Origin of the sequence: Kitasatospora sp. NPDC048239, assembly GCF_043202015.1 — a bacterium.
In the GTDB taxonomy this organism is placed as follows: domain Bacteria; phylum Actinomycetota; class Actinomycetes; order Streptomycetales; family Streptomycetaceae; genus Kitasatospora.
On the sequence record NZ_JBICZP010000005.1, the window covers coordinates 632,911 to 650,086 of the forward strand.

The 17,176-nt window shown below is 73.0% G+C and carries 17 protein-coding genes and 1 tRNA gene; 8 read left to right on the plus strand and 10 right to left on the minus strand.

The genetic code is table 11. The features are described from left to right. Window positions 1-49 precede the first annotated feature (49 nt). The 5 genes from ACGFZP_RS17260 to lysA all read left to right on the plus strand — a co-directional run bounded on the left by ACGFZP_RS17260 (window position 50) and on the right by lysA (window position 4,090). Window positions 50-253, plus strand: a complete 204-nt coding sequence (locus ACGFZP_RS17260) for a hypothetical protein (RefSeq protein WP_392933285.1) — start codon at window positions 50-52, stop codon at window positions 251-253. Continuing rightward, complete coding sequence (locus tag ACGFZP_RS17265; protein ID WP_392933288.1) at window positions 250-717, plus strand: SsgA family sporulation/cell division regulator; 468 nt, start codon at window positions 250-252, stop codon at window positions 715-717. Before ACGFZP_RS17260 ends, ACGFZP_RS17265 begins: the two co-directional genes overlap by 4 nt. A 245-nt stretch (window positions 718-962) precedes the next feature. Continuing rightward, window positions 963-2,222 carry a phenylacetate--CoA ligase PaaK gene (gene paaK / locus ACGFZP_RS17270; protein WP_392933514.1) on the plus strand — a complete coding sequence of 420 codons (1,260 nt, stop codon included), beginning with the start codon at window positions 963-965 and terminating at the stop codon, window positions 2,220-2,222. Between the two features lie 188 nt (window positions 2,223-2,410). Beyond that, on the plus strand, window positions 2,411-2,623 hold the full coding sequence (locus ACGFZP_RS17275; protein ID WP_392933289.1) for a hypothetical protein: 213 nt from the start codon (window positions 2,411-2,413) through the stop codon (window positions 2,621-2,623). A gap of 75 nt (window positions 2,624-2,698) precedes the next feature. Beyond that, window positions 2,699-4,090: a diaminopimelate decarboxylase gene (gene lysA, locus ACGFZP_RS17280; RefSeq protein ID WP_392933292.1), complete on the plus strand. Its 1,392-nt coding sequence runs from the start codon at window positions 2,699-2,701 to the stop codon at window positions 4,088-4,090. A 107-nt stretch (window positions 4,091-4,197) separates the two neighbouring features. Here the strand turns inward: lysA and ACGFZP_RS17285 are convergent. Then, a tRNA-Met gene (locus tag ACGFZP_RS17285) sits at window positions 4,198-4,271 on the minus strand. A gap of 139 nt (window positions 4,272-4,410) precedes the next feature. On the opposite strand from ACGFZP_RS17285, the gene ACGFZP_RS17290 reads away from it, so the two are divergent. Beyond that, on the plus strand, window positions 4,411-5,319 hold the full coding sequence (locus tag ACGFZP_RS17290) for an aminoglycoside phosphotransferase family protein (protein ID WP_392933294.1): 909 nt from the start codon (window positions 4,411-4,413) through the stop codon (window positions 5,317-5,319). Window positions 5,320-5,704: 385 nt separating this feature from the next. Here ACGFZP_RS17290 and ACGFZP_RS17295 read toward each other — a convergent pair whose 3' ends face one another. From ACGFZP_RS17295 to ACGFZP_RS17320, 6 genes are all read right to left on the minus strand, one after another. Further along, window positions 5,705-6,334 carry a hypothetical protein gene (locus ACGFZP_RS17295; protein WP_392933296.1) on the minus strand — a complete coding sequence of 210 codons (630 nt, stop codon included), beginning with the start codon at window positions 6,332-6,334 and terminating at the stop codon, window positions 5,705-5,707. 193 nt (window positions 6,335-6,527) lie between these two features. After that, complete coding sequence (locus ACGFZP_RS17300) at window positions 6,528-7,565, minus strand: sugar ABC transporter substrate-binding protein (RefSeq protein ID WP_392933298.1); 1,038 nt, start codon at window positions 7,563-7,565, stop codon at window positions 6,528-6,530. Window positions 7,566-7,636: 71 nt separating this feature from the next. Then, entirely contained in the window at window positions 7,637-8,368 is a 732-nt protein-coding gene (locus tag ACGFZP_RS17305; RefSeq protein ID WP_392933300.1) for a FadR/GntR family transcriptional regulator, read from the minus strand. A gap of 173 nt (window positions 8,369-8,541) precedes the next feature. Beyond that, window positions 8,542-9,570: an ABC transporter permease gene (locus ACGFZP_RS17310; RefSeq protein ID WP_392933302.1), complete on the minus strand. Its 1,029-nt coding sequence runs from the start codon at window positions 9,568-9,570 to the stop codon at window positions 8,542-8,544. Next, entirely contained in the window at window positions 9,554-11,110 is a 1,557-nt protein-coding gene (locus tag ACGFZP_RS17315) for a sugar ABC transporter ATP-binding protein (protein ID WP_392933305.1), read from the minus strand. Before ACGFZP_RS17315 ends, ACGFZP_RS17310 begins: the two co-directional genes overlap by 17 nt. Window positions 11,111-11,194: 84 nt before the next feature. Further along, window positions 11,195-12,247, minus strand: a complete 1,053-nt coding sequence (locus ACGFZP_RS17320) for a sugar ABC transporter substrate-binding protein (protein ID WP_392933307.1) — start codon at window positions 12,245-12,247, stop codon at window positions 11,195-11,197. 528 nt (window positions 12,248-12,775) lie between these two features. Between ACGFZP_RS17320 and ACGFZP_RS17325 the strand changes: the two genes are divergently transcribed. Together ACGFZP_RS17325 and ACGFZP_RS17330 are read left to right on the plus strand one after the other, a co-directional pair. Continuing rightward, entirely contained in the window at window positions 12,776-13,087 is a 312-nt protein-coding gene (locus ACGFZP_RS17325) for an L-rhamnose mutarotase (RefSeq protein WP_392933310.1), read from the plus strand. A 100-nt stretch (window positions 13,088-13,187) separates the two neighbouring features. Next, window positions 13,188-13,883 carry a FadR/GntR family transcriptional regulator gene (locus tag ACGFZP_RS17330; protein WP_392933312.1) on the plus strand — a complete coding sequence of 232 codons (696 nt, stop codon included), beginning with the start codon at window positions 13,188-13,190 and terminating at the stop codon, window positions 13,881-13,883. A gap of 186 nt (window positions 13,884-14,069) precedes the next feature. Here the strand turns inward: ACGFZP_RS17330 and ACGFZP_RS17335 are convergent, their stop codons facing one another. Genes ACGFZP_RS17335 through ACGFZP_RS17345 form a run of 3 tightly spaced genes read right to left on the minus strand, consistent with a single transcriptional unit; the run spans window position 14,070 to window position 17,166 of the window. After that, window positions 14,070-15,056 carry an aldo/keto reductase gene (locus ACGFZP_RS17335; protein ID WP_392933516.1) on the minus strand — a complete coding sequence of 329 codons (987 nt, stop codon included), beginning with the start codon at window positions 15,054-15,056 and terminating at the stop codon, window positions 14,070-14,072. Window positions 15,057-15,058: 2 nt separating this feature from the next. Continuing rightward, window positions 15,059-15,820, minus strand: a complete 762-nt coding sequence (locus tag ACGFZP_RS17340) for an SDR family NAD(P)-dependent oxidoreductase (protein ID WP_392933314.1) — start codon at window positions 15,818-15,820, stop codon at window positions 15,059-15,061. Beyond that, complete coding sequence (locus ACGFZP_RS17345; protein ID WP_392933317.1) at window positions 15,817-17,166, minus strand: L-fuconate dehydratase; 1,350 nt, start codon at window positions 17,164-17,166, stop codon at window positions 15,817-15,819. The genes ACGFZP_RS17340 and ACGFZP_RS17345 overlap by 4 nt, the downstream gene beginning before the upstream one ends. Window positions 17,167-17,176: the final 10 nt, after the last annotated feature.

The following is a 17,176-nucleotide window of genomic DNA, read 5'->3' on the forward strand; positions in this document are numbered from 1 at the left end:
GGTCGGCCCGGGGAGGGTTACCGCGGGTGGGGTGCGTCGTTCTCCAGGCATGAGAAACGACCTCCCCGTCCGCGGCTTCGCCAGTGAAGAAACGATTCTCCACGAGCAGGCTCCGATCTTCGCGCACCTCGCCTCGCTCTGGATCCGATACGGGCGGACGGTGCCGGGCCAGGCCGACCCGGAGTGGCACCGACTCGCCGCCCCACCCCGGTTCTCCCCGCCGGCGCCCGGGACCACGGGGGAGTACGCATGACGGGCCGGGAGTTCCCGAAGGTCCCGCCGCAGCGCTCCGGCACGGCGGGGACGGCCCTGTACCTCGAACTGCGGGTGGTGGTCTGCCCCGGCCTCACCGTCCCGGTGCAGGCCTGCCTGCGGTACGACCGGGCCGAGCCCTACGCGGTGTACCTGGACAGCCACATCGACCTGGCGGAGCCGATCACCTGGATGTTCGCCCGCGACCTGCTGGTGACGGGGATGGCGGAGTGGGCGGGGATGGGCGACGTCTGGATCTGCCCGGGCGCGGGCACCGACACGGGCACCGTGTTCATCTCCCTGGGCGGCGACGACGCCGCCGTCGTGCTGCGCGCCCGGGCCTCCGCCGTCCGGACCTTCCTCGGATACACCGAGTGCCTCGTCCCGCTCGGCCGCGAGCACGAGCACTTCGACGTGGACGGCCTGGTCCGCCGACTGTTGGACCACGGCCAGGGTGGGCACTGACCGGGCCGGCCGCCGCGCGCACGGGCCCCGGCGGCCGGGCATCCCGCCCCGGGGCGGCGGCTTGACAGGCGGTTCTCCCGGCTGGATACCCTGACCCCGTCGAACGCTGACCGAATGATCGGTAGGTGCACCGGATGGTGGAGCCGTTGGCACGGAACGACGGAGAGGCGGCGGGCCGGCGGACCCCCGGCGCGCCGCAGCTCGGCGAGCCGCTCCCGGACGAACTGCTGGACGCCGGCGAGCGGATGACCGTGGCGGAGCTGCGCGATCACCAACTCGCCCGTCTGAAGGCCACCCTGCGCCACGCGTACGACCACGTCGAGCTCTACCGGCGGAAGTTCGACGCGGCCGGGGTCGCACCCGAGGACTGCCGGACGCTGGCGGACCTGGCGCGCTTCCCCTTCACCATCAAGGCCGACCTGCGGGACACCTACCCCTACGGCATGTTCGCCGTCCCGATGTCGGAGGTCCGCCGGATCCACGCGTCCAGCGGCACCACCGGCCGCCCCACCGTGGTCGGCTACACCGAGCACGACCTCTCGGTCTGGGCCGACCTGGTGGCGCGCTCGATCCGGGCGGCGGGCGGGCGGCGCGGCCACCGGGTGCACATCGCCTACGGGTACGGGCTGTTCACCGGCGGCCTCGGGGCGCACGACGGGGCCGAACGGGCCGGGTGCACGGTCATCCCGGCCTCCGGCGGCATGACGGCCCGCCAGGTGCAGCTCATCCAGGACCTCCGGCCCGAGATCATCATGGTCACCCCCTCCTATCTGCTCACGCTGCTCGACGAGTTCGACCGGCAGGGCGTCGACCCGCGCAGCACCTCCCTGCGGATCGGCATCCTCGGCGCCGAACCGTGGACGGAGGAGATGCGCCGGGAGATCGAGGGGCGGACGGGCATCCACGCCGTCGACATATACGGCCTCTCCGAGGTGATGGGCCCGGGCGTCGCCCAGGAGTGCGTGGAGACCAAGGACGGCCTGCACATCTGGGAGGACCACTTCTACCCGGAGGTGGTGGACCCGCTCACGGACCAGGTGCAGGCCGAGGGCGAGAGCGGCGAGCTCGTCTTCACCTCCCTCGGCAAGGAGGCGCTGCCGGTCATCCGCTACCGCACCCGCGACCTCACCCGGCTGCTGCCCGGCACCGCGCGGCCGGCCTTCCGCCGGATGGAGAAGGTCACCGGCCGCAGCGACGACATGATCATCCTGCGCGGGGTGAACCTGTTCCCCACCCAGATCGAGGAGATCCTGCTGCGGACGCCCGGCGTCGCCCCGCACTTCCAGCTGCGGCTGACCCGCCGGGACCGGCTGGACCGGATGGCCGTCCGGGTCGAGGCGCGCCCCGGCGCCACGGCCGAGCAGCGGGCCGCCGCGGCCGCCGGGATCGCCCGCGGCGTGAAGGACGGCGTCGGTGTCACCGTGGAGGTCGAGGTGGTCGAGCCCTACGAGCTGGAGCGGTCGGTCGGCAAGATCCGCCGCATCGTCGACCTGCGGGAGCAGTGAGCGCGAGCCCGGAGCAGCCCGGCGCCCCTACCGGTACCGACCGCGTCAGGGAGCCGTCAAGGACGGCGGTCCAGGCGTAGGCCGTGCGTCAAGGCCGAGGGCGTCCGGGGCTCGGAGGGCATCCACTGGAACGGCGGGCCGCGCACCTGAGCGGCGGCCCGAACCGGTCCCGGAAGGATCCCACCGCCATGAGCAGCACCCAGGTCGTCCCCGCCGTCGAGCAGCCATCGCGTCGGACCGCGCCGGAGACGGCGCCGGTGCGCCCGCGGGTCCGGACGGCACTCGTCGCCGTCCGCCCGGCGGGGCCGGAGGGCTCCGCCGCCGACGGTCCCGCTGCCGCGGCCACCGCCGTGCGCAGCAGGGCCGCGCACTGCCGGTTCGCGGTGCAGTACCTGGACTGACCCCGCGCCGCCGTGCCCCCGGCCCCGCGCCGCCGCCGTCTCCCTTACCCCCGTTGCCCGCAGGAGCAGCACACCATGACCAAGCCGTCCGCCCCCGCGCTCGCCGTCCTCCCCGCCCCCGGCCGTTCCGGCGGCCGACCGCCCGGCACCCCGACCTGCACCGAGCCGCCGCTCGGCAGCCCCTGGCCCGGATCGGCCCGCCGGGGCCCCGGCGGCGAGGTACTGGTCGGCGGGGTCGGGCTGGCGGAGGCCGCCGAACGCTTCGGCACCCCGCTGTACGTGCTGGACGAGGCCGAGGTGCGCGCCCGCGCCCGCGCCTACCGCCGGGCCCTCCCGCAGGCCGAGGTGCTCTACGCCGCCAAGGCCTTCCTGTGCAGCGCGATGGCCGAATGGGTCGCCGAGGAGGGCCTCGGCCTGGACGTCTGCTCCGCGGGCGAGCTGTGGCTGGCCGCCGCGGCGGGCTTCCCCGCGCAGCGGATCCTGCTGCACGGCAACGCCAAGACCCCGGACGAGCTGCGGCTCGCCCGCCGGCTGCGGGTCGGCCGGATCGTCATCGACGGCCCGGCCGAGATCGCCCGGCTGGCCGCCCTGGTGGCCGCCGACACACCCCAGCGGGTGCTGGTCCGGGTGGTGCCGGGGATCGCGGCCGGCCACCACGAGGCGGTCCGCACCGGCGTCGGCGGGCAGAAGTTCGGCTTCCCGATCGAGGGCGGGGACGCGGCCGACGCGATCGCCCGGATCCTCGCCCAGCCCGGCCTCGAACTCGCCGGCCTGCACTGCCACCTGGGCTCGCAGATCACCGAGGTCGAGCCCTACCTGGCCGGCGTGGACGCCCTGGTGCGGCTGCTGGCCGAGGTCCGCGACCGGCACGGCGCCGAGCTGCCCGAGCTGGACCTCGGCGGCGGCCACGGCATCCGCTACCTGCCCGGGGACGGCGAACTCGACCTCGCGGACTTCGCCGCCCGGGTGAGCGGCCGGCTGTCCGAGCGCTGCGCCGAGGCCGGCCTCGCCGTACCGCGCCTGCTGGTAGAGCCGGGCCGGGCCGTTGCCGGACCGGCGGCGGTCGCCGTCTACCGCGTGCTGTCCGTGAAGCACACCGCCGACGGCCGCTGCTACGCCGCCGTCGACGGCGGCATGAGCGACAACCCGCGCCCCGCCCTCTACGGGTCGCCCTACACCGCCCGCCTGGTCGGCCGCCGCTCCGACGCCCCGACCGCCCCGATGGACGTGGTCGGCCGGCACTGCGAGGCCGGGGACGTCCTGGTCCGCGGCGCCAGCCTCCCCGCCGACCTGCGGGCTGGCGACCTGCTCGCCGTCCCCGCCGCCGGCGCCTACCAGCTCTCGATGGCCTCCGGCTACAACCTGGTCGGCCGCCCCGCCGTCGCCGCCGTCCGCGACGGCCGCGCCCGACTGCTCATCCGCCGCGAGACCGTCGACGACTTCCGCACCCGCGAGGTCGGCCGCTGACCGCGCACCCACGACCGCGATGCCGGGCCATCCGAACGTCCCGGCCAAGCAACGAAAAAGAGCCGGGGCCCGGTGCGCACATGCACACCGGGCCCCGGCCCTCGTCGTAGCGGGGACAGGATTTGAACCTGCGACCTCTGGGTTATGAGCCCAGCGAGCTACCGAGCTGCTCCACCCCGCGTCGGTGAACCAGACTCTACGCCACTCGCGCCCCAGAACGAAAACGCCTATCGCCCCCACGGCGCCCGACCGCTCTCCGAGCGCCCACCGCCCCGGGAAAATCGCTGGCAGTGGCCGGGCCCGGGCGGTTGGCTCTCACCGTGACGTTTCATGAGAACGAGATCCGGGTGGACGAGGCGGTCGTCCGGTCGCTGCTGAGGGAGCAGCGACCGGAGTGGGCCGACCTCCCCGTTGCGCCGGCCGGCGCGGGGACGGACAACACGATGTACCGGCTCGGCGGGCAGCTGCTCGTGCGGCTGCCGCGGACCGCGGACAACGCGGAGGCCGTACGGAAGGAGCAGAGCTGGCTGCCGCGGCTGGCGCCGCACCTCGCCTGCCGCATCCCGGAGCCGGTGCACGCCGGCACCCCGGGTGCCGCCTTTCCGCTCGCCTGGTCGGTGTACCGCTGGATCGACGGCGACGAGGTCGGCCCGGGATCGGTCACCGACTGGCCCGCCTTCGGGGCCGACCTGGCTGCGGCCGTGCAGAGCCTGCACTCCGCCCCCCTCATGGGGGCCGCTCGGCAGGGCGAGCTCAGCTGGTACCGCGGTGGCGGTCTGCAGGAGTGCGACGGGTGGGTCGGCGAGCGCTTCGACGACTGCCGGGCGATCCAGGGCCTCGACCTCGACCTGGACCGTCTGCGCAGGCTGTGGCGGAGCGCGCTCGCGCTGCCCGAGCCCTCCGGCCGCCAGGTGTGGCTGCACGGGGACCTCAAACCCACCAACCTGCTGGTCCGGCAGGGGAGGCTGCACGCCGTCATCGACTTCGGAGCCCTCTCGGTAGGCTTTCCCGACGCCGAGCACGCGCCGCTGTGGGATCTCCCGCCCGGGGCCCGGCAGGCGTACTGGGAGGCGATGAGCCTCGACGACGTGACGTGGCAGCGCGCCCGCGCGTGGGCCATCGCCGTCGGACTCAGCGGGGTGTCGTACTACTGGCACACCTATCCGGCCTTCGTCGGCGAATGCCTGGCACGGCTGCGCGCGATCCTGGCGGCCGCCGACGAGCGGTGAGCCGGGTCGTGACGAAGCATCACCACTGGTTCCAGGTGCGCTGGTTGCCGACTCCCCCCGCACCGGACGGTCGGCTGAGGGGGTGCCACCGAGGCCGCCCGCAGCGAGATGGTCGCCACCGTCTCCATCGACGGCGGCGCCCCCGTCAAGGTCGACTCCTACCCCCCGCCGACACGTTCAACGGCCAGATCCTCTGCACCAGCCCCCAGTTGGCCGCCGGAAGCCACATCGTCACCGTCACCAGCACGGTGCCGCCGACCCCCGCTCCAGTGGAACGGCCGTCACCCTCGACAGCTACACCGCCAGCACCTGACCCGACTCCGGTAAGCGCCGCTGGTCCGTCCCGGTCCCCACGGCCGGGGCGGACCAGCCCTCGGCAGGGGCGTCAGCCGTCCCGACTGGCCGAGGTGCTCCCGGCGGTCAGGGCCAGCCAGCCGAGGACGGGAATGCCCAGGGTGACGGCGAGCGGCCACTGTGTCGCCATGAAGACGAGGCTGCCGAGGAGCGAGAGGAAGACGACGAGGGCGCCCACGGAGGCGGGGATCGACCGCGCGCCGGGGCGCCACCCGGCCAGCCCGTGGGCGGTGAGGGCCGACCCCAGGCCGGCCAGGAGGGCCACCTTCAACGCGGTCAGCCAGGGCGTGATGGGGTTCTGGGCGCGGTGCCCGTGGTACGAGACCTCGGCCACCCGCCCCCGGAAGAGCGTCAGCTCCACGTCCGTGCCGACCTCCACATCGTCGTAGAAGGCCTCACCGACCGTGTAGGTGCGCTTGGGGGCCGTCTCACGTGCGACGGTCAACCGGTAGGTGGCACCGTTGTCGCCGTGGTCGACCTTTCCCGCCGTCACCTTGCCGGTCTCGTGCAGTGCGCAGTCTTTGCCCGGCGTGGCCTCAGCGGTGCCGCACACCGGGGCGTGGCGGTAGGCGCCCACCGCGTGGTGGCCCTCGACGAACCAGCTGAAGCCGAGCACGGTGGTGGCCAGCCCGGCCAGCACGAGCAGGGTTCGTGCCAGCACGCGGACGACCAGTCCGGCGATCCGTCGGAATCTGCCGGGCGGCCTCGCGTCCCTGATGCGCGCGTTCATCGCAACCCCCTCGATCGCGTCGCCGGACACCTCCCCGATGCCCGCAGACGATGCTTCCAGGGAGGCCGCCGCCGGGCGAGGGGCCCGGCGCGCTTGTGACCAACCTGTGGAAGTCCGCTGGGCTTCACTTGTCGAGGTTGTTCGCCCAGAGGCTCTTGTCGTCGACGTTGTCCCTGGTGATCAGGGCGGAGGGGACCTGGTCCTCCAGGCCGTTGGGCAGCTGGACGATGGTGGAGTTGTGGTCGGTCGGCCCGGGTTGGAAGGTCCGGCCCTCGGCGGCGGCCTGGGCGTAGAAGAGGGCGTACTTGGCGTAGAGGTCGGCGGGCTGGTTGACGGTGGCGTCGATCTCGCCCCGGCGGATGGCGTCGAGTTCGGCGGGGATACCGTCGTTGGAGACGATGGTGAGGTGGCCGGGCTGGCCGGCGGGCTTGAGCAGGCCCTTCTGGCGCAGGACGTCGAGGGTGGGCTGGAGGAAGACGCCGCCGGCCTGCATGTAGATGCCGTTGAGGTCCGGGTTGGCGGCCAGCGTGGCTTGGAGCTTGCCGGCGGCGACGTCGCCCTTCCACTCGGTGGGCAGCGCGATCACCTCGATCCCGGGGAAGCCGCGCCGCATGCAGGTGCCGAACGCCTCGGAGCGCTCGTAGCCGTTGATGGAGTCGAGGGACCCCTGGAGTTCGGCGACCTTGCCCTTGCCGCGCAGCTGCCTGCCGAGGAACTCACAGGCCTTGGTGCCGTACGAGCGGTTGTCGGTGCGGACCACCATGTACACCTCGCCGTGTTCCGGTTCGGTGTCGACGCTGACGGCGTGGACGTTGTCGGCCCACAGCCGGCCGAGCAGCGCGTCGGAGTTCCTGGTGTTCTGCGGGGCTATGACGACCGACTTGGGGTGGCGGCTCGCCAGCGACTGGACGTTTTTGGCGAACGTGTCCTCGTCGCCGTTGGAGTGGGTCAGGGGCAGGACGTTCAGGTGCTGCTCGGTGATCTCCTGCTGGATGTACTTCGCGTAGGCCTTCCAGAAGTCGGAGTCGGCGCGGGGGACGTCGATGCCGATCTGCGGGGGAGCGCTGCCGGGGGCGGAGAGGCCTCCGCATGCGGAGAGGCACCCGATGAGGAGCACGCCGGCGCCGCCGGCCCGGGTGGTGCGGGTGGTGCGGGTGTTCATGGTCGGACCGTTCTGGGTGGTGGGGACCGTCTTGTACGGGGGATCGAAGGCGGGGCGTCGGCCGGTCGAGGTCAGCCGGTGGAGCCGAGTCCCGCGGAGTTGTTCACGACCTCCGTCGCCAGCCACTCCTCGACGGCCGCGACGTGGACCGCGCTCGCGCTGGCGGCGCGCTGGGCGTCGCGGTCGACGAGGGCCCGCCAGATGGCCTCGTGCTCCCGGTGGGCCTGCTCACGGGCGGTGGCGACGGGGGTGCCCTCGGCCGGGGACCGGGGCACGGTGCCGCGGACGATGCGCAGCCGCTGGGTGTGCGTGGAGAGGATGCCGAGCAGGGTGGACAGGACCGGGTTGTCCACCGAGTCGGCGATGGTGCGGTGGAACGCGATGTCGAGCTCGACGAACTCCTCGATGCTCACGGCGGCGGCGCTCTGGTCGAGGATGTCCCGGAGCGTTCGCAGCCGGCCGGCGGTGAGCCGGCCGGCTGCCAGGGCGGTGGCCTGCGGTTCGAGCAACCGCCTTACCTGGAGGAGCTGTTGGGCGGTGTGCCCGTGGGAGACGTCGGCGGCGAACGCCATCGCCTCCAGGAGGATGTGGGGCTCCAGCCCGGAGACGTAGGTGCCGTCGCCCTGCCTGGGGATGAGGATGCGCATCGCGGTGAGTGCGCGGACGGCCTCCCGGAGCGAGTTGCGCGACAGCCCGAGCTGGTCGGCGAGGTCGGCCTCGTTCGGGAGGCGGGTGCCGGGTTGCAGGGTGCCGGAGACGATCATGTCCTTGATCTTCTCGATTGCTTCTTCGGTGACCGCCACGGGTGTTCGCCTCCGGCGTTTCGGTGTACGGGGGTGGGAGTGGTGGGAGTGGAGGACGGAACGGCCGGAGCGGCGCGACCAGACCCCGCCAGGCTGGTCGCGCCGCTCCGGCGGCTTCGGTGGGCCCGGGGCCTCTCCTGCGGATCACGCCGGGTGATCGAGAAGGAGCGGCCCTACTCCTGCTTCTCGCCGGAGGCGAAGCGGGAGATGATCAGCGCGACGATGATGATCGCGCCGTTGAGGAACTGGTTCCACAGCGGTGGGACGCCCGCGAGGGTCATCACGTTGACCACGAGCTGGAGGGTCAGCACGCCGGTGAGCGCGCCGAAGAGGGTGCCCCGGCCGCCGTTGAGGCTGACGCCGCCGATCACGGTGGCGGCGAAGACCTGGAAGATCCAGCCGTTGCCCTGGTCGGCGGAGATGGAGCCGTAGTGGCCGGTGTAGAGGACCCCGGCGAACGCGGCGAGCAGGCCGCCGAGGATCAGCACGGTCCAGGTGATCCGGTCGACCCGGATGCCGGCGGCCCGGGCCGCCTCCGGGTTGCCGCCGATCGCGTACAGGGCGCGGCCGTGGCGCAGCCAGGCGAGCGCGGATCCGCCGGCGAGGAAGAGCAGGGCGCAGATCCAGATCGCGGCGGGCGCGCCGAGCCAGCTGGTGCGGCCGAGGTAGGTGAAGGAGCCGGGCAGGTTGACGATCGACTGGCCCTCGGAGATGGCGACCTGAAGGCCGCGCAGCAGGGTGAGGGCGCCCAGGGTGACGATGAACCCGTTGAGGCGCAGCTTGAGGATCAGGAAGCCGTTGATCGCGCCGATCAGGGCGCCGACCGCCAGGCACAGCGGGATGGCGCTCCAGGAGGGGAACAGTCCGAGGCCGTTGAAGCGGGCGCCGTGGTCGGGGAGGACCAGCCAGACGGCGATGACGGGGGCGACGCCGATGGTGGACTCCAGCGAGAGGTCCATCCGGCCGGCGATCAGGATCAGCGCCTCGGCGAGGACCAGGAGACTGAGCTCGGTGGCCTGTTGGCCGACGCCCAGGAGGTTGTCGGAGGTGAGGAAGGCCGGGGAGACGGCGAAGCCGATGATGCCGAGGACGAGCAGGACCGGTACCAGCGAGAGGTCGCGGTAGCGGGCGAGGTCGATGCGGCGGCCGGGGGCCGCGACGGCGGTGGCCGGGCGCGGGCGGACCTCAGTGGTGGGAGACATTGGGTTCCTTCGGATCGGTCGGGCCGGGCATGCCCTCCATGGCTGCGACCAGCTGTTCGTCGCTCCAGCCGTGCTCGAACTCCGCGACGACGCGGCCGTGGAACATGGCCACGACCCGGTCGCAGACCCGCAGGTCGTCGAGTTCGTCGGACACGATCAGGGCGGTCTTCCCGGCGTCGGCGACCTTGCGGACGGCGCCGAGCAGGGACTCCTTGGACTTGATGTCGACGCCGTTGGTGGGTCGGATGGCCACCAGCACGTGCGGTTCGGTGGCCAGCGCCCGGGCGATCACGACCTTCTGCTGGTTGCCGCCGGACAGCGCGGACACCGGGGCCGAGGCGCCGGGCGTCTTGATGTCGAGGTCGGCGATCATCCGCCCGGCGAAGGCCCGGGTCCGCGAGGGCAGCACGGTGCCGAACGGGCCGAGCTGGTCGGTGACGGTCAGGGTGGCGTTCTCGGCGACGCTGCGCTGCGGGATCAGGCCCTGGATGTGGCGGTCCTCGGGGACGAAGCCGATGCCGGCGGCGAGCGCGGCGGGGACGCGTCCGGTACGGACCGGGCGGCCCGCCACGGCGACGGTGCCGGCCTGCGGGCGGTGCAGGCCGGCGATGGTCTCGCCGAGCTGCACGTTGCCGCTGGCGGCCGCGCCGGCCACGCCGACGACCTCGCCGGCCCGTGCGGTCAGCGTGAAGTCCTGGTAGGCGCCGGCCAGGCTGAGCCCGGACACGTCGAGCAGGGCGGCGCCCTCGGAGCGGGTGCGGCCGGCCACCGACCAGGCGGGTTTGCTGCTGCGGGCGCTCTCGCCGGTCATCGCCTCCACCAGGGCCTGCTGGTGGAGGTCGGCGACCGGGGCGGTGACGATGTGTCGGGCGTCGCGGTAGACGGTGACGGTGGAGCAGAGGTCGTAGACCTCCTGGAGGTGGTGGGAGATGAAGAGGAAGGCGACGCCCTGCTGTTGGAGTGAGCGCAGCTTGTCGAAGAGCCGCTCGATGCCGCGGGCGTCGAGCTTGGCGGTGGGCTCGTCGAGGATGATGAACCGGGCGCCGAAGGACAGCGCGCGGGCGATCTCGACGAACTGCCGCTGTTCGACGCTCAGGGCCTCGGCGCGCGCGGTCGGGTCGACGTCCACCCCGTACTCGGTGAGCAGTTCGCCGGCCCGGTGGCGCAGTTGCCGCCAGCTGATCGGCCGCAGCGCTCGGGAGCTCTGCCGGTCCAGGAACAGGTTCTCGGCGACGGTCAGCGCGGGGATGATGGTGGAGCGCTGGTAGACGCAGGCGACCCGGGCGCGCCAGGCGGCGGTGTCCCCGGGGGCCGGGGCGCTCTCGCCGTCGAAGCGCAGGGTGCCGGTGTCGGGGTTCTGCAGGCCGGTGAGGATCGACACGAGCGTGGACTTGCCCGCGCCGTTGCGTCCGACCAGGGCGTGCGATTCGCCCGGCGCCACAGAGATGCGCGCGTCGGCGAGGGCGACGGTGGCGCCGAAGCGCTTGCTGATCCCGTCGGCCTCGACGACGGGGCCCCGGGCGGGGCTGGGGTCCGCCATGGCGGGTGTCCTTTCCGAGGGGCCCGTGAACGGTGGCCTGAGCGGGACGGCTTGGCGTCGCCACCGTTCACGGGAGTGCGGGGGTTACTTGCCGACGTTGTTGCCCCACAGGGCCTTGTCGTCGACGTTGTCCTTGGTGACCAGCGGAGCGGGCAGCTGGTCCTCCAGGCCGTTGGGCAGCTGGATGATGGTGGACTGGTGGTCGGTGGGGCCGGGCTGGAAGGTCTTGCCCTCGGCTCCGGCCTGCGCGTAGTACAGGGCGTACTTGGCGTAGAGGTCGGCCGGCTGCGAGATGGTCGCGTCGATGTCGCCCTTGCGGATCGCGTCGAACTCCTGCGGGATGCCGTCGTTGGAGACGATGGCGATGTGGCCGGGCTGGCCGGCGGGCTTGAGCAGGCCCTTCTGCTGCAGCAGGGCGAGGGTCGGCTGGAGGAAGACACCGCCGGCCTGCATGTAGACGCCGCCCAGGTCGGGGTTGGCGGCCAGGGTGGACTGCAGCTTGGCCGAGGCGACGTCGCCCTTCCACTCGGTGGCCAGCTCGATCACCTGGATGCCGGGGAACTTCTCCTTCATACAGGCGGCGAACGCCTCGGAGCGGTCGCGGCCGTTGACGGAGCTCAGTGCGCCCTGGAGCTCGGCCACCTTGCCCTTGCCGCCGAGCTGCCGCCCGAGGAACTCGCAGGCCTGGGTGCCGTAGGCCTTGTTGTCGGCGCGCACCACCATGTAGACGTTGCCCTTGTCCGGGCGGGTGTCGACGCTGACCACCGGGATCTTCTTGGCGGAGAGCTGTTCGAGGGTGGAGGCGATGGCGCCGGTGTCCTGCGGGGCCATGACGATGGCCTTGGCGCCGGTGTTCTGGAAGACCTGGGCGTTGGCGACCAGCTTGGTGACGTCGTTCTGCGAGTTGCTGACCGGCAGGGTGTTCAGGCCCTGGGTCGAGGCGTCCTGCTTGACGTACTGCGCGTAGGAGTTCCAGAAGTCGGAGTCGGCGCGCGGCAGGTCGATGCCGAGAGCCGGCTTGCCGCCGCCGGAGGCGGACGAGCCCGCGTCGCTGCCGCGGTTGCAGGCGGTGGCGAACCCCGCCAGGACGAGCACGGCGGCGGCCGTGGCCGCGATTCTGGTGGAGCGAGGCTTCATGGTGCTGATCTCCTTGGCTGGGATGACCGGTTCCGGTCGGGGAGCGAACCGGTGCGAGGGGACGGCCGGGCAGCCGGTCCCGGAGAGACGAAGCAGGGTGGGTCGGAAGGAGCCGGCCTCCCGTCCCGCCCTCAATGAGGAGGGGGCCGGCTCCAGCCCGCGGCTACCGGTGGCAGAGCACCGGACCGCGGTTCCCGCAGTCATCGGACGGCTTGCGGTACCGAGGACCCTATGAGCAGCGCCTGCGGCTGACAAGAGCAAACCTCGGATGAATCTTAACCGTGACGTCGGACGCCCCGCGGGGCGTGGCTGCAGGCGCAATTCGCCCGGTGGGCCGGGGGTTTCCGTCCCCAGGTGGTCGCATGGGTGGCCTGGCCAGGGTTCGTCCAGTAGGGGACGGGGGATTTCTTGCGGCAGAATGGGGGTCACTCATATGGTCAAGCGCCGCATATTCATCCGATGTGTGGCCGTGTGAGGCCCGTGCGCGCTGCATGCCGCCATCGCCGACCCCAGCCACCCGGAGCAGCCGTGAGAATCGCCCTGCACACCCGCGTCCGCCCGGACCGGATCGCCGAGTACGAGGCCGCCCACCGCGCCGTCCCCGCGGAACTCGCGGTCGCCATCCGCGCCGCGGGCGTCACCTCCTGGACCATCTGGCGCAGCGACTGCGAGCTGTTCCACCTCCTGGAGTGCGCGTCGTACCGGCGCCTGCTCGCCGAACTGGAAGGCCTCCCGGTCAACATCGCCTGGCAGGCGCGGATGGCCGAGCTGCTCGACGTCGTCCACGACTACTCCGAGGGCGGAGGTGCGGCCGGACTCCCGGTGGTGTGGGAGCTGTGACCTGACGCGGGAGCACCGCCCTACCAGGGCGCCGCCCACCCCGGACCGGCGGTCGGCCGGACTATGCTGCGGGGACCATCAGGACCAGGGAGGCAGCACCGTGCCAGTCACCGACGAGGCGATCGACAAGATCAAGGCCATGATCGTCAGCGGTGAGCTGCGCCCCGGTTCCCGGCTGCCCAAGGAGGCCGACCTGGCCGAGCGGCTCGGTCTCTCGCGCAACTCCCTGCGCGAGGCGGTGAAGGCGCTCTCGCTGATCCGGGTCCTCGACGTGCGCCAGGGCGACGGCACCTACGTCACCAGCCTGGAACCCGACCTGCTGCTCGACGCGCTCGGCTTCGTCCTGGACTTCCACCAGGACGACACCGTCCTGGAGTTCCTGGAGGTCCGCCGGATCCTGGAGCCCGCCGCCGCGGCCATGGCCGCCCGGGCGATGTCCGACGAGGACATCGCCGCGCTCGGCGCGGTCCTGGAAAGCCTGCGGGAGGATGCGACCTTGCAGGAACTGATCGACAACGACCTGGAGTTCCACCGCGCGATCGCCGCCGGCTCGGGCAACACGGTGCTCTGCTCGCTCATCGACGGGATCTCCGGCCCGACCGCGCGGGCGCGGATCTGGCGCGGACTCACCGAGGAGGGCGCGGTCGACCGGACCCGCCAGCAGCACCGCGCGATCTACGAGGCCATCGCCCACCGCCGCCCCGACGTCGCCCAGGCCTGGGCCACCGTCCACGTGGCCGGGGTCGAGCAGTGGCTGCGGGACACCCTGGGCGCCGCCGGGTCCGCCCTCGGCTGACTCCCGGGTCCACGCGCTCGCCCCGGTGGTGAAGGCCCAGGCGCCTCGGTCGTGATGGCTCAGGCGGAGAGCTCGCCGTCGAAGCGGAGCACCAGCGAGGGCGTGCCGTGGTAGTTGGGCGTGACGCCGACGGCGAGGTCCCAGACGTGGTGGTGGGAGTCGACGATCCGGCGGGAGGCCGTCCGGTCACACCTCCCCGGGGACGGGCACGTCGGGCGGCAGCAGCCCGGCGTCCGACAGGTCGGCCCAGAGCGCGGCCGGCACCGGGTGCCGGATCATGGCCGCGGCGTCGCGCACCTCGGCCGCGTTGCGGGCGCCGACCAGGACGCTGGTGACGGCCGGGTGCCCGAGCGGGAACTGCAGGGCCGCGGCGCGCAGCGGCACCCCGTGCCCGGCGCAGAGGGCCTTGAGGGCGAGGGCGCGCTGGAGCAGGACGTCGGGCGCGGCCGCGTAGTCGAAGGTGCTCCCCGGGCGCGGATCGGCGAGCAGGCCGGAGTTGAAGACGCCGCCGACCACGACGTCCACGCCGCGGGCCAGCGCCCGGGGGAGCAGCTCGTGCAGTCCGCTCTGGTCGAGGAGGCTGTAGCGGCCGGCCAGCAGGACGAGGTCGAGGTCGCACTCCTGCACGAACCGGGCGAGCGCCCCGGCGTGGTTCATGCCCACGCCGATCGCGCCGACGGTGCCCTCGGCCCGCATCCGCTCCAGGGCCGGGTAGGCCAGCTCGACGGCCTCCCGGGGGTGGTCGTCCGGGTCGTGCAGGTACACGATGTCGATCCGGTCCAGCCCGAGCCGCTCCAGGCTGGACTCCAGGGAGCGCCGGACTCCCTCGGCGGTGAAGTCCCAGACCCGGCGGTGGGTGGCGGGTACGGCGAAGCCGTCCGCGAGGTCGTCGCCGCCGGCGGCGCTGGGCTCCAGCAGTCGGCCGACCTTGGTGGAGACGGTGAACTCCTCGCGCGGCAGCTCGCGCAGCACCTGTCCGAGCCGCCGCTCGGACAGTCCGAGGCCGTAGTGCGGGGCGGTGTCGAAGTACCGGATGCCGCATTCCCAGGCGGCGGAGACGGCCTCCCGGGCGTCGCCGGACGCCACGGGCGTGAACAGGTTCCCGATGGCGGCCGCCCCGAAGGCGAGTCCGGTGACGGGCGGCCGCCTCCGGGGCGGCGGGTTCTGGTGCACGGTCACGCCCGGCCCTCCGGTCGCAGGCGCAGTCCGGCCATGCCGCCGTCGACGGCGAGCGCCATGCCGGTGACGGAGGCGGCGGCGGGGCTCGCCAGGTAGGCGATGGCCTCGGCGACCTCGAAGGCGGAGACCAGGCGGCCGGTGGGCTGACGGGCGTTCAGGGCGGCGCGCTCGGCGGCCGGGTCGGGTGCGGCGGCGAGCAGCCGCTCGACCCAGGGGGTGTCGACGGTGCCGGGGTTGACGCAGTTGACCCGGATGCCCTCGCGGACGTGGTCGGCGGCCATGGCCAGGGTGAGGGAGAGGACGGCGCCCTTGCTGGCGGAGTACAGGGCCCGCTGGGGGAGCCCGGCGGTGGCGGCGATCGAGCAGGTGTTGACGATCGCGGCGCAGGGCGAGCGGCGCAGATGCGCCAGGGCGGCGCGGCTGGTGCGGACCACGCCCATCAGGTTGACGTTCAGCACCCGGTGCCACTGCTCGTCGTCGTTGTCCTCGACGGTGCCGGCGGCTCCGATGCCGGCGTTGTTGACGAGGACGTCGAGGCCGTCGAAGGCCTCGGCCGCGGCGGAGACCGCGGCGCGCACCGACCGGTCGTCGGTGACGTCGGCCTGGAAGCCGTGCAGCGGGGCCGCGACGGAGGCGGTGTCGAGGTCCAGGACGGCGACGCGCGCTCCGCGGGAGCTGAGCAGGTCCGCGGCCGCCCGGCCGATGCCGGAGGCGCCGCCGGTGACCAGGACCCGGAGTCCGTCGAAATCGGTGCTCATGCGTTCCTGCCTTCGGGAGCGGGCGCGAGCCCTGCGCGGTCGGCCGCCCAGAAGTCGCCGTCGGGGTAGCGGAAGGTGTCGATGCCGGCCTGGTGCATGGTGGCGGAGAAGCCCGGCATGACGGGTGCCCGGTAGTGGCCGGCCTCGATCACCACCGGGTCGAGGAAGTGCTGGTGGAGGTGGTCGACGTACTCGATGACGCGGTCCTCGACCGTGCCGGAGAGGGCGACGTAGTCGAACATGGACAGGTGCTGGACGAGTTCGCACAGGCCCACGCCGCCGGCGTGCGGGCAGACGGGCACGCCGAACTTCGCGGCGAGCAGCAGGATGGCGAGGTTCTCGTTGACGCCGCCGACCCGGGCGGAGTCCAGCTGCAGGACGTCGATGGCGCCGGCCTGGAGCAGCTGCTTGAAGACGATCCGGTTCTGTACGTGCTCGCCGGTGGCGACCTTCACCGGGCTGACCCCGCGCCGGATCGCCGCGTGGCCCAGCACGTCGTCGGGGCTGGTGGGCTCCTCGATCCAGTACGGGTCGAACTCCGCCAGCGCGTTGGTCCACTCGATCGCCTCGGCGACGTCCCAGCGCTGGTTGGCGTCGACGGCGATCCGGATGTCCGGCCCGACGGCCTCGCGGGCGGTGCGGCAGCGGCGGATGTCGTCCGCGAGGTCGGCGCCGACCTTCAGCTTGATCTGGGTGAAGCCGTCCGCGACCGCCTCCTTCGCCAGCCGCGTCAGCTTCTCGTCGCTGTAGCCGAGCCAGCCGGGGGAGGTGGTGTAGGCGGGGTAGCCGCGGGTCATCAGCCGTTCCAGCCGGCTCTGCGCGCCGTCCCTGCCCTTGCGCAGCAGGGCCAGGGCCTCGGCGGGGGTGAGGACGTCGGTGAGGTAGCGGAAGTCGATCTGGGAGACGAGCCACTCGGGTTCGGCGTCGGCGAGGAGCTGCCACAGCGGCTTCTCCGCGCGCTTGGCGGCGAGGTCCCAGGCGGCGTTGACCACGGCGCCGATGGCCATGTGCATCACGCCCTTCTCGGGGCCGAGCCAGCGCAGTTGGCTGTCGCCGATCAGGTCGCGGTACAGCGAGCCGGGGTCGGCGGACAGCTCGGCGACGGGGCGTCCGAGGACGTGCGGGGCGAGTGCGTCGATGGCGGCGACCTGGACGTCGTTGCCGCGGCCGATGGTGAAGGTGAAGCCGTGTCCCTCGGGCCCGCCGCCGGAGGTGCGCAGGACGACGTAGGCGGCGGAGTAGTCGGGGTCCGGGTTCATCGCGTCGGACCCGTCCAGCTCCCGCGAGGTGGGGAACCGGATGTCGTAGGTGTCGAGGGCCGTGATCACGGCGGAGGAGCGGGACAACGCAGTGCCT

What these genes read in the sequence shown, in the direction of transcription:
- ACGFZP_RS17260 (WP_392933285.1), top strand. Translation starts at nt 50, where the DNA reads ATGAGAAACGACCTCCCCGTCCGCGGCTTCGCCAGTGAAGAAACGATT.
- ACGFZP_RS17265 (WP_392933288.1), top strand. Translation starts at nt 250, where the DNA reads ATGACGGGCCGGGAGTTCCCGAAGGTCCCGCCGCAGCGCTCCGGCACG.
- paaK (WP_392933514.1), top strand. Translation starts at nt 963, where the DNA reads ATGACCGTGGCGGAGCTGCGCGATCACCAACTCGCCCGTCTGAAGGCC.
- ACGFZP_RS17275 (WP_392933289.1), top strand. Translation starts at nt 2,411, where the DNA reads ATGAGCAGCACCCAGGTCGTCCCCGCCGTCGAGCAGCCATCGCGTCGG.
- lysA (WP_392933292.1), top strand. Translation starts at nt 2,699, where the DNA reads ATGACCAAGCCGTCCGCCCCCGCGCTCGCCGTCCTCCCCGCCCCCGGC.
- ACGFZP_RS17300 (WP_392933298.1), bottom strand. Translation starts at nt 7,565, where the DNA reads ATGAACACCCGCACCACCCGCACCACCCGGGCCGGCGGCGCCGGCGTG.
- ACGFZP_RS17310 (WP_392933302.1), bottom strand. Translation starts at nt 9,570, where the DNA reads ATGTCTCCCACCACTGAGGTCCGCCCGCGCCCGGCCACCGCCGTCGCG.
- ACGFZP_RS17315 (WP_392933305.1), bottom strand. Translation starts at nt 11,110, where the DNA reads ATGGCGGACCCCAGCCCCGCCCGGGGCCCCGTCGTCGAGGCCGACGGG.
- ACGFZP_RS17320 (WP_392933307.1), bottom strand. Translation starts at nt 12,247, where the DNA reads ATGAAGCCTCGCTCCACCAGAATCGCGGCCACGGCCGCCGCCGTGCTC.
- ACGFZP_RS17340 (WP_392933314.1), bottom strand. Translation starts at nt 15,820, where the DNA reads ATGAGCACCGATTTCGACGGACTCCGGGTCCTGGTCACCGGCGGCGCC.